Origin of the sequence: Kitasatospora sp. NPDC050463, from assembly GCF_040655255.1 — a bacterium.
Taxonomy (GTDB): domain Bacteria; phylum Actinomycetota; class Actinomycetes; order Streptomycetales; family Streptomycetaceae; genus Kitasatospora.
The window spans coordinates 54284-79735 of the sequence record NZ_JBFAJO010000036.1 but is presented as its reverse complement, the minus strand read 5'-3'; the positions used below and the strand labels follow the sequence as shown (position 1 = coordinate 79735).

The 25452-nt window shown below is 73.0% G+C and carries 17 protein-coding genes; 7 read left to right on the top strand and 10 right to left on the bottom strand.

Annotated elements, in window-relative coordinates:
* Positions 1–18 precede the first annotated feature (18 nt).
* Together hemW and AB0J08_RS22945 are read right to left on the bottom strand one after the other, a co-directional pair.
* Positions 19–1248 carry a radical SAM family heme chaperone HemW gene (hemW, locus tag AB0J08_RS22950; protein WP_360637204.1) on the bottom strand — a complete coding sequence of 410 codons (1230 nt, stop codon included), beginning with the start codon at positions 1246–1248 and terminating at the stop codon, positions 19–21.
* 78 nt (positions 1249–1326) lie between these two features.
* A complete protein-coding gene (locus AB0J08_RS22945; RefSeq protein ID WP_360637201.1) occupies positions 1327–3249 on the bottom strand; it encodes a long-chain fatty acid--CoA ligase in 1923 nt (640 codons plus the stop codon).
* A 325-nt stretch (positions 3250–3574) separates the two neighbouring features.
* Between AB0J08_RS22945 and AB0J08_RS22940 the strand changes: the two genes are divergently transcribed.
* From AB0J08_RS22940 to AB0J08_RS22925, 4 genes are all read left to right on the top strand, one after another.
* A complete protein-coding gene (locus tag AB0J08_RS22940) occupies positions 3575–5308 on the top strand; it encodes an ABC transporter ATP-binding protein (RefSeq protein ID WP_360637267.1) in 1734 nt (577 codons plus the stop codon).
* A gap of 110 nt (positions 5309–5418) precedes the next feature.
* Positions 5419–7317: an ABC transporter ATP-binding protein gene (locus tag AB0J08_RS22935; RefSeq protein ID WP_360637264.1), complete on the top strand. Its 1899-nt coding sequence runs from the start codon at positions 5419–5421 to the stop codon at positions 7315–7317.
* A gap of 110 nt (positions 7318–7427) precedes the next feature.
* Positions 7428–8354 (top strand): RNA polymerase sigma factor SigJ, encoded by a 927-nt coding sequence (sigJ, locus tag AB0J08_RS22930; protein ID WP_360637198.1) that lies wholly within the window; start codon positions 7428–7430, stop codon positions 8352–8354.
* A gap of 110 nt (positions 8355–8464) precedes the next feature.
* The gene (locus tag AB0J08_RS22925) at positions 8465–9532 is read left to right on the top strand and encodes an FAD-dependent oxidoreductase (protein ID WP_360637195.1); all 1068 of its coding nucleotides are present in this window, start codon (positions 8465–8467) and stop codon (positions 9530–9532) included.
* Positions 9533–9624: 92 nt separating this feature from the next.
* Here the strand turns inward: AB0J08_RS22925 and lepA are convergent, their stop codons facing one another.
* A complete protein-coding gene (lepA, locus tag AB0J08_RS22920; RefSeq protein ID WP_360637192.1) occupies positions 9625–11493 on the bottom strand; it encodes a translation elongation factor 4 in 1869 nt (622 codons plus the stop codon).
* A 287-nt stretch (positions 11494–11780) separates the two neighbouring features.
* Here lepA and AB0J08_RS22915 point away from each other — a divergent pair, with 287 nt between their 5' ends.
* Complete coding sequence (locus AB0J08_RS22915) at positions 11781–12086, top strand: antibiotic biosynthesis monooxygenase (protein WP_360637189.1); 306 nt, start codon at positions 11781–11783, stop codon at positions 12084–12086.
* A gap of 168 nt (positions 12087–12254) precedes the next feature.
* Positions 12255–12521, top strand: coding sequence for a 30S ribosomal protein S20 (gene rpsT, locus AB0J08_RS22910; RefSeq protein WP_360637186.1), 267 nt, complete (start codon positions 12255–12257; stop codon positions 12519–12521).
* Positions 12522–12952: 431 nt separating this feature from the next.
* On the opposite strand, the gene holA is transcribed toward rpsT, so the two are convergent.
* Positions 12953–13954, bottom strand: a complete 1002-nt coding sequence (gene holA, locus AB0J08_RS22905; RefSeq protein ID WP_360637183.1) for a DNA polymerase III subunit delta — start codon at positions 13952–13954, stop codon at positions 12953–12955.
* A 93-nt stretch (positions 13955–14047) separates the two neighbouring features.
* On the opposite strand from holA, the gene AB0J08_RS22900 reads away from it, so the two are divergent.
* Positions 14048–14341, top strand: a complete 294-nt coding sequence (locus AB0J08_RS22900) for a hypothetical protein (RefSeq protein ID WP_360637180.1) — start codon at positions 14048–14050, stop codon at positions 14339–14341.
* A 368-nt stretch (positions 14342–14709) separates the two neighbouring features.
* On the opposite strand, the gene AB0J08_RS22895 is transcribed toward AB0J08_RS22900, so the two are convergent.
* The 6 genes from AB0J08_RS22895 to AB0J08_RS22870 all read right to left on the bottom strand — a co-directional run bounded on the left by AB0J08_RS22895 (position 14710) and on the right by AB0J08_RS22870 (position 25426).
* Positions 14710–17460, bottom strand: coding sequence for a ComEC/Rec2 family competence protein (locus AB0J08_RS22895; protein WP_360637177.1), 2751 nt, complete (start codon positions 17458–17460; stop codon positions 14710–14712).
* Positions 17461–17546: 86 nt separating this feature from the next.
* Positions 17547–18560, bottom strand: a complete 1014-nt coding sequence (locus AB0J08_RS22890; RefSeq protein WP_360637174.1) for a ComEA family DNA-binding protein — start codon at positions 18558–18560, stop codon at positions 17547–17549.
* Between the two features lie 204 nt (positions 18561–18764).
* Positions 18765–19610 carry a DegV family protein gene (locus tag AB0J08_RS22885; protein WP_360637171.1) on the bottom strand — a complete coding sequence of 282 codons (846 nt, stop codon included), beginning with the start codon at positions 19608–19610 and terminating at the stop codon, positions 18765–18767.
* Between the two features lie 261 nt (positions 19611–19871).
* Positions 19872–20669 carry a hypothetical protein gene (locus AB0J08_RS22880; protein WP_360637168.1) on the bottom strand — a complete coding sequence of 266 codons (798 nt, stop codon included), beginning with the start codon at positions 20667–20669 and terminating at the stop codon, positions 19872–19874.
* Positions 20670–20909: 240 nt separating this feature from the next.
* The gene (leuS, locus tag AB0J08_RS22875; protein WP_360637165.1) at positions 20910–23816 is read right to left on the bottom strand and encodes a leucine--tRNA ligase; all 2907 of its coding nucleotides are present in this window, start codon (positions 23814–23816) and stop codon (positions 20910–20912) included.
* A 209-nt stretch (positions 23817–24025) separates the two neighbouring features.
* On the bottom strand, positions 24026–25426 hold the full coding sequence (locus AB0J08_RS22870) for a hypothetical protein (RefSeq protein WP_360637162.1): 1401 nt from the start codon (positions 25424–25426) through the stop codon (positions 24026–24028).
* Positions 25427–25452 lie beyond the last annotated feature (26 nt).

Here is a 25452-nt window from a genome sequence, read left to right as displayed (position 1 = left end):
CACCCACGGTGACGAAGGTCAGTCCACCAGGTCGCGCACGACCGCGTCGGCCAGCAGGCGGCCCTGGAGGGTGAGGGTGGCGCGGCCCCCGGCCCAGCCGGCGGGGTCGAGCAGGCCCTCGCCGAGGGCGCGCTCGGCGGCCTTCAGGCCGGCCCCGGCGAGGAGGGTGAGCGGGATGCCCTCGGCGAGGCGCAGTTCGAGCAGGATCCGCTCGACCCGGCGGTCCTCGTCGGTGAGCAGCTCGCGGCCCTGGGCCGGGGTGCGCCGCTCGGCCAGGGCGCGGGCGTAGCCGGCCGGGTGCTTGGCGTTCCACCAGCGGACGCCACCGACGTGGCTGTGCGCGCCGGGGCCGGCGCCCCACCAGTCGCCGCCGGTCCAGTAGAGCTCGTTGTGGCGGCAGCGGCCCTCCGGGGTGGTGGCCCAGTTGGAGACCTCGTACCAGGAGTAGCCGGCGGCGGCGAGCGCCTCCTCGGCGATCAGGTACCGGTCGGCGTGCACGTCGTCGTCGATCATCGGCAGTTCGCCGCGCTTGACCCGGGCGGCCAGCTTGGTGCCGTCCTCGACGATCAGCGAGTAGGCCGAGACGTGGTCCGGTCCGGCCCCGATCGCGGCGTCCAGCGAGGCCCGCCAGTCGTCGTCGGACTCGCCGGGGGTGCCGTAGATGAGGTCGAGGTTGACGTGCTCGAAGCCGGCCGCGCGGGCCTCCGCCACGCAGGCCTCCGGGCGGCCCGGGGTGTGGTGGCGGTCGAGCAGCTGGAGCACGTGCGGCCGGGCGCTCTGCATGCCGAAGGAGATCCGGTTGTAGCCGCCCGCGCGCAGCTCGGCGAGGTAGGCCGGGTCGACCGACTCGGGATTGGCCTCGGTGGTGACCTCGGCGCCGTCGGCGAGCCCGAACTCCTCGCGAATGGCCGCCAGCATCTTCACCAGGTCCCGGGCGGGCAGCAGGGTGGGCGTGCCGCCGCCGAGGAATACCGTCCGCACCGGCAGGTCGGCGGAGCCGAGGACCTTGCGCGCCAGCCGGATCTCGGCGACCACGTTGTCGGCGTACGTCTCCTGGGAGGCGACGGCGCCCGAGGAACGCAGCTCGGTGGCGGTGTAGGTGTTGAAGTCGCAGTAGCCGCAGCGGCTCGCGCAGTACGGCACGTGCAGGTAGAAGCCGAACGGCCGCGACCCGAGCCCGGTGAGGGCGTGCGCGGGCAGGGAACCGTCGGACGGCACGGGTTCGCCGTCGGGGAGTGCGGAGGGCATGGCCCCATTGTCCCGTACGGCCGGGGCACACCCGAAACGGGCGGGCGGGCCCGGCGGCCGCACGGGACTTCGGGCGGATCAGGCCTCGTTGGCGCCCGCGTACATCTCGGTGACGGCGTCCGCGTACGTCCGCTCGACCACCGGGCGCTTGATCTTCAGGCTCGGCGTGAGCTCGCCGTGCTCGATGTCCAGGTCGCGCGGGAGCAGCGTGAACTTCTTGATCGTCTGCCAGCGCTGGAGGTCGGTGTTGAGGCGCCGCACGAAGCCGTCGATCAGCTGGTGCGTCTTCGGGTCGCCGACCACCTCGGCGTACGACTTGCCGGCCAGGCCGTGCTCGGCGGCCCACGGCATGATCACCGACTCGTCCAGGCCGATCAGCGCGGTGCAGAAGTTGCGGCCGTTGCCGATCACCAGGATGTTGCTGACGAACGGGCAGACCGCCTTGAACTTGCCCTCCACCTCGCTCGGCGCGACGTACTTGCCGCCGGAGGTCTTGAACATGTCCTTCTTGCGGTCGGTGATCCGCAGGAAGTCGTCCCGGCCGATCTCGCCGATGTCCTCGGTGTGGAACCAGCCGTCCGGCTCCAGCACCTCCGCGGTCTTCTCCGGCAGGTTGTGGTAACCGCGCATGACGCCGGGACCGCGGAGCAGGATCTCGCCGTCCTCGGCGATCCGGACCTCGGTGCCGGGCAGCACGGTGCCGATGGTGCCGACCCGGACGTCCTCGGCGGGGTTCACGCAGACCCCGGCCGACGTCTCGGTCAGGCCGTAGCCCTCCAGGACGGGCACGCCGACGCCGGCGAAGAAGTAGCCGATCTCGGGTGCCAGCGCGGCGCTGCCGGAGACCGAGCCGCGCATCCGCCCGCCGAACGCGGCCCGGATCTTGGTGTACACCAGCTTGTCGGCCAGCGCGTGCTGCAGCCGCAGCCCCAGCGGGGCGCTGTCGCGCCCGGTGGCGATCCGGTTGGCCTGGGTGACCCGGGCGTAGTCGCGGGCGGTCTTCGCCGCCCACATGAAGATCTTGTACTTGGCGCCGCCCTCGGCCCGGGCCTTGCCGGCGATGCCGTTGTAGACCTTCTCGAAGATGCGCGGCGCCGAGGCCATCATGGTCGGGCGGATCACCGGCAGGTTGTGGATGATCCGGTCGACCCGGCCGTCCAGCGCCATCACGTGGCCGGTGGCGATCTGGCCGCAGATCAGGCTCTTGCCGAACACGTGCGACAGCGGCAGCCACATGAACTGCACGTCATCCGCGCGCAGCAGCCCGCTCTGCTCCTGGGCCCGGCCCTGGTACGCCCAGCAGTCGTGCACCAGGCGCACGCCCTTGGGGCGACCGGTGGTGCCTGAGGTGTAGATGAGGGTGGCCAGCTGCTCCTTGTCGAGCGCGGCGACGGCCTTCTCCACGGCGTCCGGGTGCTGCTCCAGGTACTCGGCACCGAGCTGTTCCAGCTCGGCCAGGGTGAGCACGTTCAGCCCGGCCGGCGCCTCCAGGGGCGCGGCGCCGTCGAAGAGCACGGCGGTGCGCAGCTCGGGCAGCTGCCCGAGCTCGCCGATGACCTTGGCCAACTGCTTCTCGTTCTCGACGAAGAGCGCCCTGGAGCCCGAGTCGGAGAGGATGTAGGCCGTCTCATCGGCGTTGGTGCTGGGGTAGACGGCCGTGGTGGCCGCGCCCGCGCACATGTTGCCGAGGTCGGCGACGACCCACTCCAGCCGGGTGGAGGACATCAGCCCGACCCGGTCCTCCGGGCGGATGCCCAGGGACAACAGGCCGGCGGCCACCGCGAACACCCGGGTGGCGGTCTGCGCCCAGGTCAGCGAACGCCACTGCTCGGCGCCGGGGGCGCCGTCCGCCGCGTGCTCGTCCACCGGGACGGGGAAGCGGTAGGCCTCACCCGCCGGCGTGGCGGCGACCCGCTCCAGGAACAGGTGGGCGACGGAGGCGGGACGCCCGGCGACGATGTCGGCACGGCCGGAGTCGATCAGGGACTGCGCGGAACTCAACGAGGACCTCCGGGGGCGGGTGGCCGTCTGAGGGATGTCGCGGCGCCCGTGGGGGCGGTCGCCGGGCCCCCGGTTAACCGGACGGGTACCGGCGAGTAACAAGGGGGCAATCGTCAGCCTAGGGGGAAACCGGTCATTCCGTAAGAGGGTGAGGCCAGCTGGCACACCGGCGGGCCACCGGTGCAGCGCGCAACCGGGCCCGCCGGTAGGTTCGGCAAAGGACTGGACAAACCTCGGGGCGGCATAGCCCGAATCACCAGTACGAGTCCACCGAAGCATGAGAATTGGGATGCGAATCCCCACTGCCGACGACAAGAGTGTGCCAGTGCTGATCAGACTGCTCAGGGCGTACCTGCGCCCGTACTCCCGACCGATCTCCCTGCTGGTGCTGCTCCAGCTGGTGTCCACCCTGGCCCTGCTCTACCTGCCGACGCTGAACGCCGACATCATCGACCAGGGCGTGGTCAAGGGCGACACCGGCTACATCCTGCGCATCGGCGGCGTGATGATCGCCGTCACCGTCGTCCAGGCGCTCTGCTCCATCGGCGCCGTCCACTACGGCGCACGCACCGCCATGGCGTTCGGCCGGGACGTCCGGGCCGCCGTCTTCGACCGGGTCCAGACCTTCTCCGCCCGCGAGGTCGCCACCTTCGGCGCCCCCTCCCTGATCACCCGGACCACCAACGACGTCCAGCAGGTCCAGATGCTGGCCCTGATGAGCTTCACCCTGATGGTGGCCGCACCGATCATGTGCGTCGGCGGCATCGTCATGGCGCTCAACCAGGACGTGCCGCTCTCCGCGCTGCTGCTGGCCGTCGTCCCCCTGCTGGGCGTCGTGGTGGTCCTACTCGTCCGCTCGCTGCGCCCGAAGTTCCGCAGCATGCAGAAGAAGATCGACACCGTGAACCGGATCCTGCGCGAGCAGATCACCGGCATCCGGGTGATCCGCGCCTTCGTCAAGGACGACCACGAGCAGGCCCGGTTCGCCGGCGCCAACAAGGACCTGACCGGCGTCGCCCTCCAGGTCGGCCAGCTGATGTCGTTCATGTTCCCGATCGTGATGCTGGTGGTGAACGTCTCCAGCGTCGCCGTGCTCTGGTTCGGCGCGCAGCGGATCGACAGCGGCGGCATGGAGATCGGCGCCCTGACCGCCTTCCTCTCCTACCTGATGCAGATCCTGATGAGCGTCATGATGGCCACCTTCATGTTCATGATGGTGCCGCGCGCCGAGGTCTGCGCCGAGCGCATCCAGGAGGTCCTGGACACCAGCTCCAGCGTCGTCCCGCCGGCCACGCCCGTCACCGACCTCCTGGCCCGGGGCCGCCTGGAGCTGCGCGCCGTCGAGTTCCGCTACCCCGGCGCCGAGGCCTCCGTCCTGCGCGGCGTCGACATCACCGCCCGCCCCGGCGAGACCACCGCCGTCATCGGCTCCACCGGCAGCGGCAAGTCCACCCTGCTCGGCCTCGTCCCCCGGCTCTTCGACGCCACCGCCGGGCAGGTCCTGCTGGACGGCGTGGACGTCCGCGAGCTCGCCCCCGAGACGATCGCCGAGACCGTCGGACTCGTCCCGCAGAAGCCCTACCTGTTCACCGGCACCGTCGCCAGCAACCTGCGCTACGGCCGGCCCGACGCCACCGACGAGGAGCTCTGGCACGCCCTGGAGGTCGCCCAGGCCAAGGAGTTCGTCGAACGCCTCCCCGAAGGCCTCGACGCCCCGATCGCCCAGGGCGGCGGCAACGTCTCCGGCGGCCAGCGCCAGCGCCTGGCCATCGCCCGCGCACTCGTCCGCAAACCCGGCGTCTACCTGTTCGACGACTCCTTCTCCGCGCTCGACTACGCCACCGACGCCAGGCTGCGCAAGGCACTCGCCCGCGAGACCGCCGACGCCACCGTGCTGATCGTCGCCCAGCGCGTCTCCACCATCCGCGACGCCGACCGGATCGTCGTCCTCGACGAGGGCGCCGTCGTCGGCAGCGGCACCCACGGCGAACTGATGGCCGGCAACCCGACATACCGGGAGATCGTGCTCTCCCAGCTCACCGAGCAGGAGGCGGCGTGACCACCCCGCAGAACAAGGCGCCCACCAGGAAGGGCCGCGGCGCCGGCGAACTGCCCAGCGACTCGCAGGCCGCCGCCGCCCGCCGCGGCCCGGCCGGCCCCGGCCGGTTCATGGGCGGCCAGGGCTCCGAGAAGTCGATGGACTTCAAGGGCTCCGGCAAACGGCTGCTCGCCCTGCTGCGCCCCGAACGCGCCCTGCTCAGCGGTGTCCTGGCACTCGGCGTGCTCAGCATCGGCTGCGCCGTGACCGGCCCCAAGGTGCTCGGCCGGGCCACCGACCTGATCTTCGCGGGCGTGGTCGGCCAGCAGTTCCCGGCCGGCGTCTCCAAGGCCGACGCCGTCGCGGGCCTGCGGGCAGACGGGGACGGCGGCGCCGCCGACCTGCTCTCCTCGGTCGACTTCACCCCCGGCCAGCACATGGACTTCGGCGCGATCGGCACCGTGCTGCTCTGGGTGCTGGTCATCTACCTCGCCTCCGCCGCCTTCGGCATCGCCCAGGGCCGGCTCGCCACCAAGGCGATCCAGCGGGCCAGCTACCGGCTGCGTCAGGACGTCGAGGCCAAGCTCGCCCGGCTGCCGCTCAGCTACTTCGACAAGCAGCCGCGCGGCGAGGTGCTCAGCCGGGCCACCAACGACATCGACAACGTCGGCCAGTCCATGCAGCAGACCCTGGGCCAGGTGGTGAACTCCCTGCTCACCGTCGTCGGCGTGCTGGCGATGATGTTCTGGATCTCACCGCTGCTCGCCCTGATCGCGCTCATCTCCGTCCCGCTGTCGGTGCTGGTGGCGACCAGGGTCGGCAAGCGGGCGCAGCCGCAGTTCGTCCAGCAGTGGAAGTCCACCGGGCAGCTGAACGCGCACATCGAGGAGATGTACACCGGCCACGCGCTGGTGAAGGTCTTCGGCCGGCAGAAGGAGTCCGCCGAGACCTTCCGGGAGCACAACGAGGCGCTGTACGAGGCCAGCTTCCGGGCCCAGTTCATCTCCGGGATCATCCAGCCCGCGATGATGCTGATCGGCAACCTGCAGTACGTGCTGGTCGCCGTGGTGGGCGGCCTGCGGGTCGCCAGCGGCGCGCTGTCGATCGGCGACGTGCAGGCGTTCATCCAGTACTCGCGGCAGTTCAGCCAGCCGCTCACCCAGGTCGCCAGCATGGCCAACCTGGTGCAGTCCGGCGTCGCCTCCGCCGAGCGCGTCTTCGAGCTGCTGGACGCTCCCGAGCAGACCCCGGAACCCGCCATGCCGGAGCGCCCCGACGCGGTGCGCGGCCGGGTCTCCTTCCAGGACGTCTCCTTCCGCTACGACCCCGACAAGCCGCTCATCGAGGACCTCTCGCTCAAGGTCGAGCCGGGCCAGACCGTCGCCATCGTCGGCCCGACCGGCGCCGGCAAGACCACCATGGTCAACCTGCTGATGCGGTTCTACGAGGTCAGCGGCGGGCGGATCACCCTGGACGGGGTCGACATCGCGGCGATGTCCCGCGAGGACCTCCGCTCCGGCATCGGCATGGTCCTCCAGGACACCTGGCTGTTCGGCGGCACCATCGCCGACAACATCGCCTACGGCGCCCAGGGGGCCACTCACGAGCAGGTCGTCGAGGCGGCCAAGGCCGCCCACGTGGACCGCTTCGTACGGACCCTGCCGAACGGCTACGACACCGTCATCGACGACGAGGGCACCGGAGTCAGCGCGGGCGAGAAGCAGCTGATCACCATCGCCCGGGCGTTCCTGGCCCAGCCGTCGATCCTGGTCCTCGACGAGGCGACCAGCTCGGTGGACACCCGGACCGAGGTGCTGATCCAGCGCGCCATGGCCCGGCTGCGCACCGGCCGCACCAGCTTCGTGATCGCCCACCGGCTCTCCACCATCCGGGACGCCGACGTGATCCTGGTGATGGAGAACGGCTCCATCGTCGAACAGGGCACCCACGACGAGCTGATCGCCGCCGGCGGCGCGTACGCCCGGCTGTACCAGGCGCAGTTCGCCGAGGCCGTCGCCGAGGTCGACTGACCCGCACGCAGGGCGTGCCCGGAGGGGGAGGTCGGTTCACCGGCCTCCCCCTCCGGGCCTTCCGCCCGCCGCCTCCTCCGGCCGCCGGTGCCGGACGCTACGGTGGGGCCGTGAGTGACGACCTGTCGGCCGCTGCCGCGGCACCACCCGACGCCTTCGAGGCGAACCGCCGCTACCTGGGATCGGTGGCCTACCGGCTGCTCGGCTCGTTCAGCGACGCCGAGGACGTGCTGCAGGAAGCCTGGCTGCGCTGGCGCTCCGCCGATCGGTCCGCCGTCACCGACCCGCGCGCCTTCCTGACCACCGTCGTCACCCGCCTCTGCTACGACCAGCTGGGCTCGGCCCGGGCCCGCCGGGAGGCCTACTTCGGCGAGTGGCTGCCCGAACCCGTCGTCTCCTACCAGGACTCCCCCGCCTCCCCGGCCGAGCTCGCCGAACTCGGCGAGTCCGTCTCACTGGCGCTGCTCGCCGTCCTGGAGCAGCTGACGCCCGCCGAGCGCGCCGCCTTCGTGCTGCACGACGTGTTCGCGGTCGGCTTCGACGAGATCGCCGCCTCACTCGACCGCTCCCCCGACGCCGCCCGTCAGCTCGCCTCTAGGGCTCGCCGCCGGGTGAAGGACGGCGGGCGCCGCGCCACCGCCGACCCCGGCGAACACCGGCAGGCCGTGGCGGCGTTCGCCGCGGCCACCGCGCGCGGGGACATCGAGGGCCTGCTTGCCGTGCTCGACCCGGACGTGGTCTGGCACTCCGACGGCGGCGGCGTCGTCTCCGCCGGCGCCCGCCCGGTGTTCGGCGCGGACAAGGTCTCCCGCCTGGTGGCCGGCATCGTCGCGAAGTGGTTCACCCCGGGTATGGGCATCGAGTCCGTGCTGGTCAACGACGAGCCGGGGCTCCTCATCCACGACGCCGACGGGCTGGTCGTCGGCGTGCTGGCGTTCACCGTCGCCGACGGCCGGATCACCGAGGCCTACGTGGTGGTCAACCCCGAGAAGCTGACCCAGGTGACCAAGGTCGCCCCGCCGCACCCGGGCGTGTGACGCGGCTCACCGTCACACTCCGACCGGTCGTGCCGTCCCCTTCCCGAACACGCACCGAGGGCGTGGTCGACCGAGCGCTTCGAGAGGGCGCTCAGGAGGAGGCGGACGACATGACCGAGAAGCAGATCGTCGTACTGGGCGCCGGCTATGCGGGGCTGAGCGCGGCGACCCGGGCGGGCAGGCGCCACCGGGTGACCCTGATCGCGCCGGAGGCCCGCTTCCTGCACCGCGTCCGCCAGCACGAGACCGCCGCCGGCCACCCCGAGCACCGGCCCGCCCTGGCCGAGGTGATCCGCGGCCGCGGCGTGCGACACGTCCAGGCCCGCGCCACCGGCCTGGACCTCGACGCCCGCAAGGTGTTCCTGGACACCGGCGAGGCCGTCGCGTACGACACCCTGGTCTACGCCCTCGGCAGCCGCACCGCCTGGCACGGCGTCCCCGGCGCCGCGGAGCACGCCTACCCCGCCGAGCGGGCCGCCGAGCTGGGCGAGCGGCTGCGCACCACCGACCGCCCCGGCACCGTCGCCGTGGTCGGCGGCGGGGCCACCGGCATCGAACTGGCCACCGAGATCGCCGAGGCCCACCCCGGATGGCGGGTGCGGATCGTCGCCGCCGGCCAGGTCGGCGGCTGGTTCTCAGCCCGGGGCCGGGGCCACGTCCGCCGTGTCATGGCCCGGCTCGGGATCGAGGTGCACGAGCGGCACACCGTCACCGGGGTCGACGCCGGGGGCCTGACCACCACCGGCGGCCGGATCCCCGCCGACGTGGTGGTCTGGGCCGCCGCCATGGAGCCGCACCCGCTGGCGGCCGAGGCCGGCCTGACCGTCAACCCGGCCGGCCAGGCGGTGGTCGACGGCCACCTGCGCTCGGTCTCGCACCCGGAGGTGTACGTCATCGGCGACGCGGCCGCGGTGACCGTCCCCGGCACCGGCACCCTGCGGATGGGCTGCGCCACCGCCCAGCCGATGGGCGGCTACCTCGGCAAGGTGCTCGCCGGGCGCACCGACGAGCCCTTCGCGTTCCGGTACGGCCTGCAGTGCCTGAGCCTCGGCCGCCGGGACGCCCTCGTCCAGCTGATCCACGGCGACGACTCGATGCGGCCCTCGGTGCTGACCGGCCGGGCCGGGCGGCTGGTCAAGGCCGCCATCGTCAACGGCGTGATCTGGACCCTGCGTTGAGAAAAGCCGACGGGCCCGGGGCGACTCGTCCCGGGCCCGTCGGCCTACTGGTGGTGCCGGTACTGCTGGTGGTGCTCAGCTCGCGCCAGCGGCTACTTCTTCTCCTTCGGCGCCTCGGCGTCGGTGGACAGCGCGGCGATGAAGGCCTCCTGCGGGACCTCCACGCGGCCGACCATCTTCATCCGCTTCTTGCCTTCCTTCTGCTTCTCCAGCAGCTTGCGCTTACGCGAGATGTCACCGCCGTAGCACTTGGCGAGAACGTCCTTGCGGATCGCGCGGACCGTCTCACGGGCGATCACCCGGGAGCCGATGGCGGCCTGGATCGGCACCTCGAACTGCTGGCGCGGGATCAGCTTCTGCAGCTTGCCGGCCATCATCACGCCGTAGTTGTAGGCCTTGTCCTTGTGCACGATCGCGGAGAACGCGTCCACCGCGTCGCCGTGCAGCAGGATGTCGACCTTCACCAGGTCGGCCGTCTGCTCGCCGATCGGCTCGTAGTCGAAGGAGCCGTACCCACGGGTCTTGGACTTCAGGTGGTCGAAGAAGTCGAAGACGATCTCCGCGAGCGGCAGGGTGTAGCGCAGCTCGACGCGGTCCTCGGAGAGGTAGTCCATGCCCTGGAGGTTGCCGCGGCGGGACTGGCACAGCTCCATGATCGCGCCGACGAACTCGTTCGGCGCCAGGATGGTGCCACGGACGACCGGCTCGTGCACCTCGGCGATCTTGCCGGTCGGGAACTCGCTCGGGTTGGTGACGGTGTGCTCGGTACCGTCCTCCATCACCACGCGGTAGACCACGTTCGGGGCGGTGGAGATCAGGTCGAGGTTGAACTCGCGCTCCAGGCGCTCCCGGATGATCTCCAGGTGCAGCAGGCCGAGGAAGCCGCAGCGGTAACCGAAACCGAGCGCGACCGAGGTCTCCGGCTCGTAGACCAGTGCGGCGTCGTTCAGCCGCAGCTTGTCGAGGGCGTCGCGCAGCAGCGGGTAGTCCGAGCCGTCCAGCGGGTAGAGACCGGAGAACACCATCGGGCGCGGGTCCTTGTAGCCGCCCAGCGGCTCGGTCGCACCCTTGTGCATCGAGGTGATGGTGTCACCGACCTTGGACTGCCGGACGTCCTTCACACCGGTGATGATGTAGCCGACCTCGCCGACGCCCAGGCCGTCGGCGACCTTCGGCTCCGGCGAGATGACACCGATCTCCAGCAGCTCGTGCGTCGCGCCGGTCGACATCATCGCGATCCGCTCACGCTTGGTGAGCTGACCGTCGACGACACGGACGTAGGTGACCACGCCGCGGTAGGAGTCGTACACCGAGTCGAAGATCATCGCGCGGGCCGGGGCGTCCTTGACGCCGACCGGCGCCGGGATCCTCTCGACCACGTGGTCGAGCAGCTCCGGCACGCCGAGACCGCTCTTGGCGCTGACCTTGAGGACGTCCTCCGGGTCGCACCCGATGATGTGCGCGAGTTCGGCGGCGTACTTCTCCGGCTGGGCGGCCGGCAGGTCGATCTTGTTGAGCACCGGGATGATCGTGAGGTCGTTCTCCAGCGCCAGGTACAGGTTGGCGAGGGTCTGCGCCTCGATGCCCTGGGCGGCGTCCACCACCAGGATGGTGCCCTCGCAGGCGGCGAGCGAACGGGACACCTCGTACGTGAAGTCCACGTGGCCCGGGGTGTCGATCATGTTGAGGATGTGCGTCGAGCCGACGTCCGGTCCGGTCTTCGGCGCCCACGGGAGGCGGACCGCCTGCGACTTGATCGTGATGCCGCGCTCGCGCTCGATGTCCATCCGGTCGAGGTACTGGGCACGCATCTGCCGGGGGTCGACGACCCCGGTGATCTGCAGCATCCGGTCGGCGAGCGTCGACTTGCCGTGGTCGATGTGGGCGATGATGCAGAAGTTGCGGATCAGCGCCGGGTCGGTACGGCTGGGCTCTGGCACATTGCTGGGGGTCGCGGGCACCTTGGTCCGATTCTCCGTTGGTCCGGGGGCCGGGGGTGTCCGGGTCATCGCTGACCGGTTTCCCGGGGACCGGACAGTCGTCCGATCGAAATAGTTCTTCCCATCCTCCCACGAGCGCGACGTCCGTCGCTGTTCGGTTCCACCGGGGCCGCTCCGGGGCGTCCCGGCGCCGCGGTCCGAGGCCGCGGTCCGACGCCGCTCCGGACGTCCCCGCCGACGCTCCCCGCCGACGCCCGCAGGCGGGCGCGCCTTCCTGCGGTGGCCCCGGGCAGGCAGGATGGCCTCCCATGATCCTGGAAAGCGCCCTCCTCGACGTCGTCCCCGGCCAGGAGGACGCGTTCCTCTCCGCCTTCGCGGAGGCGAAACCACTGATCGCGGTCCAGCACGGCTTCCGCTCCCTCGCACTGCGCCGCTGCCTCGACGAGGGCCGCGGTGCCAGGTTCCTGCTCCAGGTGGAATGGGAGAGGCTGGAGGACCACACGGAGGGCTTCCGCCGCTCCGCCGAGTACCAGCGGTGGCGCGAGCTGCTGCACCGCTTCTACCGGCCGTTCCCCGAGGTGGAGCACTACGGCGAGCCGGTACTCCGGGCCTGAGCCGCACTCCGCCGGTTTGGGGCGGGCGGTGCGCCCCTGGTAGCGTGGGGCGCTGCACCTGGACCCGGCATGCCCTCTCAGCTTTCCGGCGACCGCGCGGTGCAAATCTCCCCCAGCCTTCGGCCGGGGGGACCCAGAACCGTTTACTGACAAGACTGAGGCTCCTTCGTGGCGAACATCAAGTCCCAGATCAAGCGCAACAAGACCAACGAGAAGGCGCGCCTGCGCAACAAGGCCGTCAAGTCCTCGCTGAAGACCGCCCTGCGCAAGGCCCGTGAGGCCGCTGCCTCCGGCGAGACCGAGAAGGCCGTCGTGCTGGCCCGCGCCGCCTCCAAGGCGCTGGACAAGGCCGTGAGCAAGGGCGTCATCCACGCCAACCAGGCCGCCAACAAGAAGTCGGCCATCACCAAGCGCGTCAACGCCGTCCAGGCCTGACTCCGCCGGGGCCCTCGGCCCCGACCGCCCCAGGGCGAACCGGCCCTCTACCCGGACTCCTGAGGCGCGAATTCAAGACTCGCACCGCACGCGGCCTGCGTTCGCCACGCGGGTGCGGTGCACAGAGATGTACCGGAAGTGCCGATCGTAGGTGCTTCCCCGACTGCCCGCCCGGTTCTCACCGGGCGGGCAGTCGGCGTTTGGGCCGCCGGCCCCGTCCCACTCCGGGGCGGTGAGGGACGGTTCGGGGCGGTCCGGGAGGACGGGTCGGGCTGCGGTTCAGGCCTGCTGCTCCGGGCCTGCCCCTCGGGGCGCCAGTGCTGCGGCGACTTCGACTCCTGTCGCGCTTCTAGGGCCCGGGCGTTATGGACCGGCCGCAGCGGTCGGCCACGACCGTCGGGTGGCGGCGAGGCCGTCGAGGTCCCGCCGGTTCAGTAGGAGCGCGGCCCGGAGCCGGCGCGGGCGGCCCGGGCGACGGCCACCACGGCCCGTTCCAGCGCGAAGGCGGGGTCGTCGGAGCCACCCTTGACGGCGGCGTCCGCCTGCGCGATCGCCGTCAGGGCGGTGGCCACGCCGTCGCCCGTCCAACCGCGCATCTGCTGGCGGACACGCTCGACCTTCCACGGCGGCATCCCCAACTCGCGCGCGAGGTCGGCCGGGCGCATGTTCCGCCCGGTGGTCGCCAACCGGCCGATGCTGCGGACGCCGGACGCCAGCGCGTACGTGATACCGGTCGGCGGCTGCCCCACGGCGAGCGCCCAGCGCAGCCGCTCCAGTGCCTCGGCGGCCCGGCCGGTGACCGCCAGATCCGCCACCTCGAAGCCGGTGGCCTCGGCCCGGCCGCTGTAGTAGCGGGCCACCACCGTCTCGTCGATGGTGCCCTCGACGTCCGAGGTGAGCTGGCTGCACGCGGCCGCCAGCTCACGGAGGTCGCTGCCGAGCGCGTCCAGCAGCACCTGGCACGCCTCCGGGGTAGCCGATCGCCCGAGCGTCCGGAACTCGCCCTTCACGAACGCCAGCCGCTCCGACGCCTTCGCCAGCTTCGCGCATGCGACCTCCCGGCCGCCGGCCTTCCGCCCGGCGTCCAGCAGGCCCTTGCCCTTGGCGCCCCCCGCGTGCGCCAACACCACGATCACTTCGTCGGCCGGGGCCTCGATGTACGCCTTGAGCTCCTTGACGGAGTCGGCGGAGAGGTCCTGGGCGGCCCTGACCACGATGACCTTGCGCTCGGCGAACAACGAGGGTGTGGTCAGCTCGGCGAGGCTGCCCGGCTGCAACGCCCCGGGGGGCAGATCCCGCACATCGGTGTCCGGGTCCGCCGCCTTCGCCGCCGCCACCACCTGGGCGACCGCGCGGTCGATCAGCAGTTCCTCCTGACCGACCGCGAGGGTCAGCGGGGCGAGCAGGTCGTCGGGTGCACTCTTCCTGGCCATCGCCTACCAGCATCCCACGGGGCGCGGACACTCCCGCCCGGGTGGGAGGGGGGCAGGCGCCGACCTTCGGACCGCTCCCGCAAGAATGGTCCGGTGACCGAAGACCTCACCATCGACCAGCCGGACGACTTCAACCCGAGCGCCCGGCAGCTCCTCGTCCTTCCCGACCGCGACGCCGCCGAAGAGGCCACGGAGGAGCTCAGCGCCAACCACCCCGACCTCGGCGAACTCGAAATCGTCCGGGACGCCCTCGCCGGCGAGGACGACGCCGAGGACGCCCAATGGCTCGTGGTGGTGGAACCTCCCGAGGACGGCTGGACGCCCGGCCTGCTGCGCGCGCTGGACGCCGTCGCCATCGAGCACGAGGGCTGGCGCGAGGAGGGCTGACCCTGGGCCCTTCTCCTGGCCGACCGACCGCCGTCCACCCGGCCCGTCTACCCTCCGCAGGGCCGTCCACCTCGCGTCATCCTCGCGTCATCCTCTCGGCGAGGCCGAGGTCCGTGGCCCCTCGGAGTGGGAAGTCGGACGGGCCGACTCCCCACTCCGAGGGGCCTGGCTTCCCGGCCCCGCACCCGGAAGGCCGGCGCCGGGGTGAGGGAGTACCCAGGGCTCTTCTCTGCGCCGGCCCGGGCGGTGCCCCGGGACGGCGCATCCTCTTGGCCCCCGCCCCCGCCCCCCGCCCCTCCCTCTCGCCCTCCCCACCCTTCCCCTCCTCCCTGGTGGGGAGGGCGAGAGCAAGGCAGCGGGGGACGCGCTCAGGCCGGCGGGCCGCGCGGCCCGTTGGCCGAGCCCGCACCGGGGAGGGCACCGGCCGCCCGCGGACCGTGCGCCTCCTGCGGGTGGACGACGGCACCGAGGCGGCGCGAGGTGTCGCCGATGACCGCGATGTCCCCGGACCGGTCCGTACGCAGCACCGTCGCGCCGAGTGACCGCAGGCGATCGACCGTCCTCGCCGACGGATGGCCGTACGGATTGCCCTCGCCGCAGGAGATCAGCGCCAACCGAGGGCGCAGCGCCGCAGCCAAGTCCCAGTCCTGGTGCGCCGAACCATGGTGAGCCACCTTCAGGACGTCCACCTCGACCCCACCTCCCCATCTCCCGAGCAGTGCCGACTGCGCCGGCGGTTCGAGATCACCCAACAGAGCCAGCCGCAACCCGCCCACGACCGTCACCAGCAGCGCGACGCTGGCGTTGTTGGCGCCTGACGCCTCCAGGGGCAGTTCCGCCTCCGGCCAGACCACCTGCCAGGACAACCCCGGACCGGCAACCCGTCGTTCACCCCGTCGGGCCCGCAGCAGCGGAATGCCGGCCGCCGCCGCCCATCCGGACACCCGGGCCGCCTCGCTCGGAGGGTCGTTCACGCTCGTCCCCTCGATCGCCCCGACGGCACGACCTCGCAGCACCCCCGGGACACCCTCCACGTGATCGGCGTGGAAGTGGGTCACCAACAGGAGCGGGACCCGGGTGATCCCGAGATCGCGCAGACAGCGATCGGCCGCCCGCGGATCCGGACCGGCGTCGACCACCACCGCGCTGTCCGGAACCGCATCACCGTCCGAAGCCACCGACAGCACCAGCATGTCGCCCTGCCCCACGTCGCACATGACCAGGCGCCACCCGGGCGGCGGCCAGCCGGTCGCGAGCCGGGTGAGCGCGGGCGGGCGAAGGAGCACGGCCAGCAGGACGAGGAAGAGGAGACCCGCGACCACCGGCCGGATCCAACCGCCCGGGGCGCGGCGACCGCTCGCCCCGGAGCGCCGGGGCAGCAGCAGCGGGACCGTCCAGCACATCGCCACGGTGGCCAGGGCGAGCGTCACCGTGCCGAGCGGCCCGCCCGGCCAGGAGATCTGAGCTCCCGGCAGCTCCGCCCCGCGCCGGGCCACCGCTGCCAGCCAGCCCACCGGGAGCCCGGCCGCCTCCGCGAGCCACCGGGCCAGGGCCGGGGAGAAGGGCTCCACCACGAGCACCGCGAAGCCCAGCAGCGTCGCCGGAGCCACCGCCAGCTCGGCCAGCAGATTGCACGGGACGGCTACCAGGCTGATGTGTCCGGACAGCACCACCGTCACGGGCGCGCAGAGCGCCTGGGCCGCGGCCGTCGCCGCAACGGCGCCCGCCGGACGCTGCGGCCAGCCCCGCGCCCGCAGGCCCTCCGCCCAGTGCGGGCCGAGCACCAGGAGGCCCGCGGTGGCGAGCACCGAGAGGAGGAAGCCGAACGACCGTGCGAGGTAGGGGTCGAGGAGCACCAGCAGCAACGCGGTACCGGCCAGGGCGGGCACCGCCTGGCGAGGCCGACCGGTGGCAAGGGCGAGCAGTCCGATCAGGCCCGTGCCGGCGGCCCGCAACACGCTGGGCTCGGGCCGGCAGACGGTGACGAAGGCCAGCGTGACAACCGTGCCGATCAGCGCGGTGGTGCGCAGCGGAATCCCGAACCAGGCGGCCAGGCCTCGCCGTTCGGGGGTGCCGGCCAGGCCGGGGGTGCCGAGCAGGACACCCAGGACGATCGCGAGGTTCGCCCCGCTGACCGCGACCAGATGCGCCATGTCGGTGGCCCGGAAGGCGTCCAGGAGGTCTCCGGGCAGGCGTGAGGTGTCTCCGACCACCAGGGCCGGCAGCAGTCCTCGCACGTCCGGCGGGAGATCGTCGGCGGCTGCCCGCAGGCCCGCCCGCAACCGGCCGGCAACCCGCTGCGGCGGGTTGGGCGGCGCGAGTTCCCGCGGCAGCCCGTGCGCGATCAACAGCGCGGCCGACTCGTCGCCGTGCCCCTCCCCCGGGGGGCGGACGTCGGCTTCGACGGCGACCCGGGCCGACGGGAGCAGCCGTTGCCACCCGCCGATGTCCGGCCCTCGTGCCATCAGCGTCACCGGTGTCCGTGTCCTGGTCACCTCGGCGCGAGCCGCCTCCGGACCGGATGCGTCACCTGCGGGGGCAGAGCCGCCCCGCACCGGGCCCGCCGGCACCGTGCCCGCCGGGCCGGTGACCTGGTCCACCACCGCGTCGACGGTGAGGACGGCCTGCCCGGCGGCCGTCCCCCTGGTGCGGGAGGTGTGGGTTCGCGGGTCACCGGTGATGGTCAGCTCGACGCTCACCTCCGGTGCCGGGCCTTTGGCACGGACCAACCCGGGCAGCGGCCCCCGGTGGAGGTCGGCGGTGTGGAGCATGGTCGCAGTGGTGGCCGCCGCACCGGTGAGCAGCAGGGCGGCGAGCGTCACGGCGGCACCGCGACGGCTCCGCACTCCCGGGCGGGCCAGCAGCAGGAGGGCGAGCAGGACGGCCACGCCTGCGGCCGACGACAGCAGGAGCCCGTGGCCGGGGCCCAGCCGGAGAACCGCCGCCGTGACCACCCACGCCGCGACGGCGGGGAGGAGGAGCCGAAGGTCGCCGGGCGGCCGGTGAGGCGCGACGGCGGGCCCCTCGGCGGCGGCAGTGGCAGTGGTGGTGGCGATGACAGCGCCTCCCTTCCGGGGAGCGGCGGACTGGTCGGTCAGGTACGTGCACCGGACGAGCACGAGCAGGCGGCAGCCCGGAGGAGCCGCGGGCAGGCAGGGTGGGCCAGGCGGGCCGGGCCGCGCACGAGTGGCCGGTGGCGGGCGGGTCAGAGGGTGAGCATCGGCCGGATCTCCGCGTAGGTACGGTCGCCGATGCCACTGACCTGCCGGATCTGGTCGAGTGAGCGGAACGATCCGTGCGACGCGCGGAAGGCGATGATGCGCTGCGCCAACGTCGGACCGACGCCCGGGAGTGTGTCGAGCTGTTCGAGGGTCGCGTGGTTCAGGCTGACCGGCTGCTTCGGCCCACCGGCCCCGGCCGGCCCACTCCCCGCCCCACCCCCTGCCCCGCCCCCTGCCCCGGCGGCGGGATCCCGCCCCGGCTCGCCGACGAGGATCTGCTCACCGTCCGTCAGCACGCGGGCCAGGTTGAGGCCCTTGGTCTCCGTCTCGGGCAGCGGGCCGCCGGCCACGCGCAGTGCATCCGCCACCCGGGAGCCGCTGGGCAGGGTGTGGACACCGGGCACGTGCACCCGGCCGCCGATGTCGATCACCACGACGGTGCTCGCGTCGGCGCCCCCGGGAGCGGACAGGGCGGAACCGGTGGCGACCTCCGGCGTCCCCGCGGCCGCCTCCCCCGGCTCCGCCGAGGCAACCGCCACCGCCGGCACCGCGACCGATTGCGGCCGTGCCAGCCAGAAGTGCTGCATGCCGTAGCCCACCGCGAGCAGCAGCAGGACGATCAGCCCCGCCGCAGCCCGCCGGTCGAGCATCACCGAGGGGCCGAAACGCCATCGTGCTCGGTCCGGTCCCCCGGAGCCGAGTCCGTCAGGCGGCACACCTCCGGTCGCCACACCGCCGACTCCACCGCTCGGGCCGTCACCCGGCCCGTCACCCGCCACGTCAACCGGGCCGTCACCCGCCACACCGTCCAGCCCGGCACCCGGCCCGTCGCCGAACGGCGAACCCCCGTGCAGCGACGGCTCGGTGGGCGGCCCGGTGGCCGACGGCTCCGTTGCGCCGCTCGCCCCCTCGGCCGCCGGCAGCAGTACCGCCAACCGCAATCGCGCGGTCTCACCGACCCTCTGGCGCTTCACCGCGCCGATGTTCATGCTCGTCATGCGGAGCACGCTAGGAGCCGGCCGGCACAGGCGGGGAGACGTGCGAAAAGCTGTGGAAAACCCTGGGGTTGTGGATAACTCGGATCGCTCGCACGAGTGAGTGATGCTCGTCGAAGTTGACTGCCCGTCCGCCGGGGCCTTCTCGGCGTCGCCGGGGGCCTTCTCGGCGCCTCACCCACCCCCTTCGATCCCGGGTGGACCGCCTCAGCGCGGCGAGACCACCACCGCCAGCAGCCCCGGTCCGACATGCGCACCGATCACCGCGCCCACCTCACCCACGTACAGGTCCCGCAACCCGGGGATCCGCCCCCGCAGGCGCTCCGCGAGCGGCTCGGCCCGCTCCGCCGCCGCCAGGTGGTGAACGGCGATGTCGACCTCCCGCTCCCCCGCCCGCTCGACCGCGATCTCCTCCAGTCGCGCGATCGCCCGGGACGCCGTCCGGACCTTCTCCAGCGGCTCGATGCGCCCGCCGTCCAGGTGCAGCAGCGGCTTCACCGCCAACGCCGACCCGAGCAGCGCCCGGGCAGCCCCGATCCGGCCGCCCCGGCGCAGGTACTCAAGGGTGTCCACGTAGAAGAATCCGCTGGTCACCGCCGCCCGCCCGGTGACGGCCGCGGCCACCTCGTCCAGCTCCCGCCCGGCCGCGATCGCCTCGGCCGCCGCCAGCACGCCGTACCCGAGGGCCATGCCGACCAGCCGGCTGTCCACCACCCGCACCGGGACGGGTGCCTCGGCGGCCGCCAGCCGGGCGGCCTCCGCGGTGCCGGACAGCTCGCCGGAGATGTGCACCGAGACGATCCCCTTCGCACCGGCCTCGGCGACGGCCCGGTAGGCGGCGGCGAAGGCCTCGGGGCTCGGCCTGGAGGTCGTCACCCGCTGCTTGCCACGCAGCGCCTCGGCGACGTCCTTGGGCGAGATCTCCACGCCCTCGGCGAGGACCGTGTCACCGACCGCGACGCTCAGCGGCACCACGGAGATCCCGTGGCGGTCGACGGCCTGCTGGGGCAGATAGGCCGTGGAATCGGTGACAAGTGCGAGGTCGGCGGGCATGAGCCGGAGGTTACTCCGCGCCCGGCCAGGATGACAGCGCCCGGTCCGGGTCGGCCCCGGCCCGCGCCGCCGGCCGTTCAGCACCCGGTGCCGGGCCCGTGCACCCCGTGGCGAGAAGCCGCCCGGAGCCGCGCGGCAGGCAGGGGAAGCGAGGGGAATAAGGGGAGCAGGAGGAGCAGGGGAGCAGGAGGAACGGGAAGAGGACATCGGAGCGAGCGACGAGCAGTGAACGGAGCACGCGGCCCGAAGACAGCAGCCCGGTCAGCCCGCCGTCGGCCCGGCCGACGGCTTCCGCAGCCGGTCGGCCAGCCGCGCCAGCGGGTCGGTCAGCCCCAGCACCTCCTCGGCACTCGGCCGCGCGCCCTTCCCGTCCGTCAGCCCGGCCCGTCGCGTCGTCTCTCCGCCGGCCGCCCCCGTACCCGACGCCCCACCGGTACCGGCACCGGCACTGGCACGGGACGGGCCGGCGGCAGCCCTACCGGTGGCGGAACCCCCCACGCCCCCCGACGTGTCCCAGTGCCGCAGCGCGGTCGCCTCGCTCTCGCACTCCTGGCCGAGCCGGCTCAGCTCGTCGTCGGCGAAACGGTGCATCCGGTCCTGGGCGGCCCAGCGCATGGTCTCGGCGGAGTGGGTGATCCGTTCGGCCCGCTCGCGCAGTTCGGGCAGCTTGACCGCGATCCGGCCCTGGTCCGGCTCGCGCTCCAGGATCCGCAGCTCGCCGTCCAGCTCCGCCGCGTGGGTGTCCAGCCGCCGCAGCAGGGCGAGCGCCTCACCGAGCTGGCCGTCCTGGACCAGGCCGCTCTCCAGGACCTGGCGCGTTCCGTCCAGGGAGGTCCGCAGCCTCAGCCGGACGGCCGAGATCTGGCCCTGCGGGCCGGGCTTGGCGTAGGTCTTCGCCTTGAGCGTCACGTTCTCGACCGCGCGCCGGGCGTTGGCCTCGTGCCGCTCCACCTTCGTGGCGACCGCCTTCGCCGCCTTGACCGTCCCCACCACCGCCAGCACCAGCACCGCGAGCCCGAAGAGCAGGGCCAGGCCGACCATCACGCCGAGCGCTTCCATCACGAGCCACCTTCCGTCAGCCGAACCGGCCCCCACCGGGCCCAACGCGGGCCGGCCCGCCGAGGGTTCCACCGTAACCGCCCGAGCAGCGCCGGGGGCAGGCCGAACGGGCCCGGTTCGCGGAGATCAGGGACAGATCGGGGATCTCCCCGAGAAGGGCCCCGGAAACGCCGACGGGCGGGCGCCCCGAAGGACACCCGCCCGAACCGGCGAACAAACACCCGGCCGAACAGCCGGTCGTCAGCCGGTGACGATGTTCACCAGCTTCGGCGCCCGCGCGATCACCTTGCGCACCGGAGCGTCCCCGATCGCCGCGACGACCGCGGGATCGGCCAGCGCCAGCGCCTCCAGCTCGGCGTCGGAGATCGTGGGCGCGACCTCCAGCCGGGCCTTGACCTTGCCCTTGATCTGCACGACGCAGGTGACCGCCTCGTCCACCACGTAGGCCGGGTCGGCCACGGGGTAGTCGGTGTGGGCCAGCGACTCGCCGTGGCCCAGCCGGCGCCACAGCTCCTCGGCGATGTGCGGGGCCAGCGGGGCGACCAGCAGGACCAGCTGCTCGGCGACCGGTCGCGGCGTGGAGCCGCGCTTCACCAGGAAGTTGTTCAGCTCGATGGCCTTGGCCACGGCCGTGTTGAAGCGCAGCGCGGCCATGTCGCCGCGGATGCCGTCGATGGCCTTGTGCAGCGCACGCAGCGTCGCCTCGTCGGGCGCCTCGTCCGTGACGACCAGCTCGCCGGTCGCCTCCGAGACGATGTTGCGCCACAGCCGCTGCAGGAACCGGTACGAGCCGACCACCGCGCGGGTGTCCCACGGGCGGGAGACGTCCAGCGGGCCCATCGACATCTCGTACAGGCGCAGCGTGTCGGCGCCGTACTCGTCGGCGATCTCGTCCGGGGCGACGGCGTTCTTCAGGGACTTGCCCATCTTGCCGGCCTCGCGCTTGACCGGCTCGCCCTCCCAGAAGTACCCGCCGTCGCGCTCCTCGACCTCGGTGGCGGGCACCGGGAAGCCGCGCTCGTCGCGGTAGACGTCCGCGGTGATCATGCCCTGGTTGAACAGCTTGTGGAACGGCTCGACCGAGGAGACGTGGCCCAGGTCGTGCAGCACCTTGTGCCAGAAGCGCGCGTACAGCAGGTGCAGCACGGCGTGCTCGGCACCGCCGACGTACAGGTCGGCGCCGCCGCCGGGCTTCTCGGCCGTCGGGCCCAGCCAGTACTGCTCGTTGGCCGGGTCGACGACCCGCTCGCCGTTCGACGGGTCGATGTAGCGCAGCTCGTACCAGCACGAACCGGCCCAGTTGGGCATGGTGTTGGTCTCGCGGCGGTACGTCTTCGGACCGTCGCCCAGGTCCAGCTCGACGTTGACCCAGGCCTCGTTGCGCGACAGCGGGGTCTTCGGCGAGGAGGTCGAGTCGAACGGGTCGTAGGTGTGCGGCGAGTAGTCGTCCACCTCGGGGACCTCGACCGGCAGCATCGACTCGGGCAGCGCGTGCATCACGCCGTCCTCGTCGTAGACGATCGGGAAGGGCTCGCCCCAGTACCGCTGGCGGCTGAACAGCCAGTCGCGCAGGCGGTAGTTGACGGTTCCCTCGCCGATGCCGCGCTCGGCCAGCCAGGCGGTGACGGCGGCCTTGGCGTCGACGACGCTCAGGCCGTCCACGGAGATCCCGTTCTCGGCGGCCACGTCGTCGGCGGAGTGCGCCGAGTTGACGATCACCGAGTCGTAGGTGTCGAAGGCGTCGTCCCAGGTGTGCGGGTCCTCGTCGCGGCCGTCGGTCGGCTTGACGACGCAGCGCATCGGCAGCGCGAAGGCGCGGGCGAACGCGAAGTCGCGGTGGTCGTGGGCCGGGACGGCCATGATGGCGCCGGTGCCGTAGCCCATCAGCACGTAGTCGGCAATGAAGACCGGGACGGGCTCGCCGCTGACCGGGTTGACGGCGTGGGCGCCGGTGAAGACGCCGGTCTTGACCTTGGCCTCGACCTGGCGTTCCACGTCGGACTTGGCCGCGGCGGTCGCGCGGTAGGCGGCGACGGCCTCGGCCGGGGTGGCGGCCCCGCCGGTCCACTCCTCACGGGTGCCGGCGGGCCAGGCGGCCGGCACGATCGAGTCGACCAGACCGTGCTCGGGGGCCAGCACCATGTAGGTGGCGCCGAACAGGGTGTCGGGACGGGTGGTGAAGACGGTGATCCGCTGGTCGCCGGGGGCCGCGAAGTCGACGCGTGCGCCCTCGGAGCGGCCGATCCAGTTGCGCTGCTGCAGCTTGATGGCGTCGGGCCAGTCCAGCAGGTCCAGGTCGGAGATCAGCCGGTCCGAATAGGCGGTGATCCGCATCATCCACTGGCGCAGGTTCGACTTGAACACCGGGAAGTTGCCGCGCTCGGAGCGGCCGTCCGCGGTGACCTCCTCGTTGGCCAGCACGGTGCCCAGCCCGGGGCACCAGTTGACCGGCACCTCCTTGGCGTACGCCAGCCGGTACTCGCCCAGCAGTTCGTCGCGCTCGGCGGCGGACAGCTCCGACCACGCCCGGCCGCCCGGGACCTCGCGGGAGCCGTCCGCGAAGCCGGCGATCAGCTCGGCGATCGGGCGGGCCCGGCCGGCCTCGTCGTCGTACCAGGAGTTGAAGATCTGCAGGAAGATCCACTGGGTCCAGCGGTAGTACTCCGGGTCGATCGTGGAGATTGAGCGGCGGGGGTCGTGGCCCAGGCCCAGCCGGCGCAGCTGCTGGCGCATGTTGGCGATGTTGGCCTCGGTGGAGACCCGCGGGTGGGTGCCGGTCTGCACCGCGTACTGCTCGGCGGGCAGGCCGAACGCGTCGTAGCCCAGCGTGTGCAGGACGTTGTGGCCGGTCATCCGCTGGTAGCGGGCGAAGACGTCGGTGGCGATGTAGCCCAGCGGGTGACCGACGTGCAGGCCCGCGCCCGAGGGGTACGGGAACATGTCCATGATGAAGCTGTGCGGCTTCGCGGAGACGTCGCCGGCGGTCGGGTCGGCCAGGTCGCCGGCCGGGTTGGGGGCGCTGAACGTCCCTTCCTTCTCCCAGATGTCCTGCCAGCGGGACTCGATCTCCGCCGCCAGGGGGGCGCTGTACCGGAACGGCTCGGTTGCGGCCTCGGCCGCGCCGGAAGCAGGGGTCGTCTCGCTCATGGTCCTTCAGGCTCCATCGATGTCAGGGGGCGAACCGGGCACTGGGCCGGGCGCGACACGAAAGGCGGCGGGAAACAAAAAAAGCCCCTCGCAGGAGGGGATGCCACGCCGACTCCGGCGCCCGCCCTGGGGCGCGGCCGGTCCTGGTCAGCGCGGCCGGCTAAGGAGCAGGCGCACGGTTCGCATGGGCTCAGGGTACCGCAAGGGGCTCAGGCCTCCTCCGGTGATATCGACCGGGAGGCCGCGTCGAAGTCGCGCAGCGCGCGGGCGACCCGCTCGGACTGCATCCCGGCCGCCAGGGCGCGCGCCCGGTCGGCCGTGTCGGCGGCCTCCCGGAGGCGTCCGGTGCGGCGCTGGGAATCCGCCAGCCGGACCATCAGCAGCGCCCTGGCCCGTGCCCGGCCGGGGCCGAGCCCGGCCACCGCGTCGGCGAGCAGGGCCTGGGCGCTCCGGTGGTCACCCAGGTGCAGGTAGCCCTCCCCCACCATGCCGGCGAGGTCCGCCCGGGCCTCCGCCACGTCCGGACCCGCCGCCGCCCCACCACCCGGCCCAGCGAAGGCGCCGCCCGACCCCCCGAACGCCCCGCCCGACTCCCCGAGCGCCCCGCCCGACCCCCCGAACGCCCCACCCAGCTCCGCGAACGCGCGCCCGGCCGCCGCCGCGGTCTCCTCCGGCTCGCCGCGCCGCCCGTACGCGCGGGCCATCCGGCCGAGCTGCAGGGCCCGGTCGACCGGGCCGAGCGCGTCCCCCGCCGCCTCCAGCACCCCGGCGAGCACGGTGACCGCGTCCAGCCCCCGCCCTCCCCCGCCCTGGGTGGCCAGCACCACCAGGCAACCGACCACCCCCACCCCGAGCCGGGGATCCCCGCTGAGGTGCGCGGCGCGCAGCGCGGCCACGAACGCCCGCTGGGCCGCCGCCTCGTGCCCGAGGTCGTAGGCAGCCCAGCCCGCCAGCCGGGCCAGTCGGCTCGCCGTGCCGTACAGCGCGCGGCCGAGTTCCTCGTCGTACCCTCCGAGTTCCAGCAGTTTGGCGACCATGGCCAGCTCGGCCCGGGCCGGCCCGAGCACCAGGCCGCCCCCGCAGGCCCGCTCCAGCCGCAGCTTGCTCCGGTAGGAGAGCCGGAGCTCCCCGAGCAGCGCGGGGTCGATCCGCAGCGCACCCTCGCCACCGCCGACGGGCGGCGGCGGGGTGGCCAGCCGGGCGGCGGCCTGGTCGAGGTCAGCGCCGCGGAACAGGTCGGTGAGCCGGACCGGTCCGGCGTCGGCGGCCGCCTCGCGCAGCGCGGTCTGCGCGGTGTCGGCCGTCCACGGGTCGCTGAGCAGCCGCGGCGAGAGGATCTTGGCTCCCCGGTTGCCACCCATCCGGCCCCAGAGCTGCTCGTAGGTGACGGCGATGCCGAGCGTGCGGCTGAGCACCTCGCAAACCGTCTGGTCGTGCGGGCTGCGCGGGACCATGCCCCGGTCGCGCCACTTGTACGGGGCCGTCGAGCTGATCGCCAGGCCGGGCGGCAGGGTGAGGTTCACCTCGCGGGCCAGGCGCTCCGGGTTCCAGCCGAGCTGGTGCAGTATCCGGGCCAGCTCCTCGTTGCGTCTGCGCTCCAGATCGGCCATGGCACGACGGTAGCGGTCCCGCGAGG

Excerpts from the sequence above, each read along its gene's own strand:
- AB0J08_RS22915 (WP_360637189.1), top strand. The coding sequence starts at position 11,781 with ATGATCCTGGAAAGCGCCCTCCTCGACGTCGTCCCCGGCCAGGAGGAC.
- hemW (WP_360637204.1), bottom strand. The coding sequence starts at position 1,248 with ATGCCCTCCGCACTCCCCGACGGCGAACCCGTGCCGTCCGACGGTTCC.
- AB0J08_RS22890 (WP_360637174.1), bottom strand. The coding sequence starts at position 18,560 with ATGACGAGCATGAACATCGGCGCGGTGAAGCGCCAGAGGGTCGGTGAG.
- AB0J08_RS22870 (WP_360637162.1), bottom strand. The coding sequence starts at position 25,426 with ATGGCCGATCTGGAGCGCAGACGCAACGAGGAGCTGGCCCGGATACTG.
- AB0J08_RS22885 (WP_360637171.1), bottom strand. The coding sequence starts at position 19,610 with ATGCCCGCCGACCTCGCACTTGTCACCGATTCCACGGCCTATCTGCCC.
- AB0J08_RS22880 (WP_360637168.1), bottom strand. The coding sequence starts at position 20,669 with ATGGAAGCGCTCGGCGTGATGGTCGGCCTGGCCCTGCTCTTCGGGCTC.
- AB0J08_RS22935 (WP_360637264.1), top strand. The coding sequence starts at position 5,419 with ATGGGCGGCCAGGGCTCCGAGAAGTCGATGGACTTCAAGGGCTCCGGC.
- leuS (WP_360637165.1), bottom strand. The coding sequence starts at position 23,816 with ATGAGCGAGACGACCCCTGCTTCCGGCGCGGCCGAGGCCGCAACCGAG.
- AB0J08_RS22925 (WP_360637195.1), top strand. The coding sequence starts at position 8,465 with ATGACCGAGAAGCAGATCGTCGTACTGGGCGCCGGCTATGCGGGGCTG.
- holA (WP_360637183.1), bottom strand. The coding sequence starts at position 13,954 with ATGGCCAGGAAGAGTGCACCCGACGACCTGCTCGCCCCGCTGACCCTC.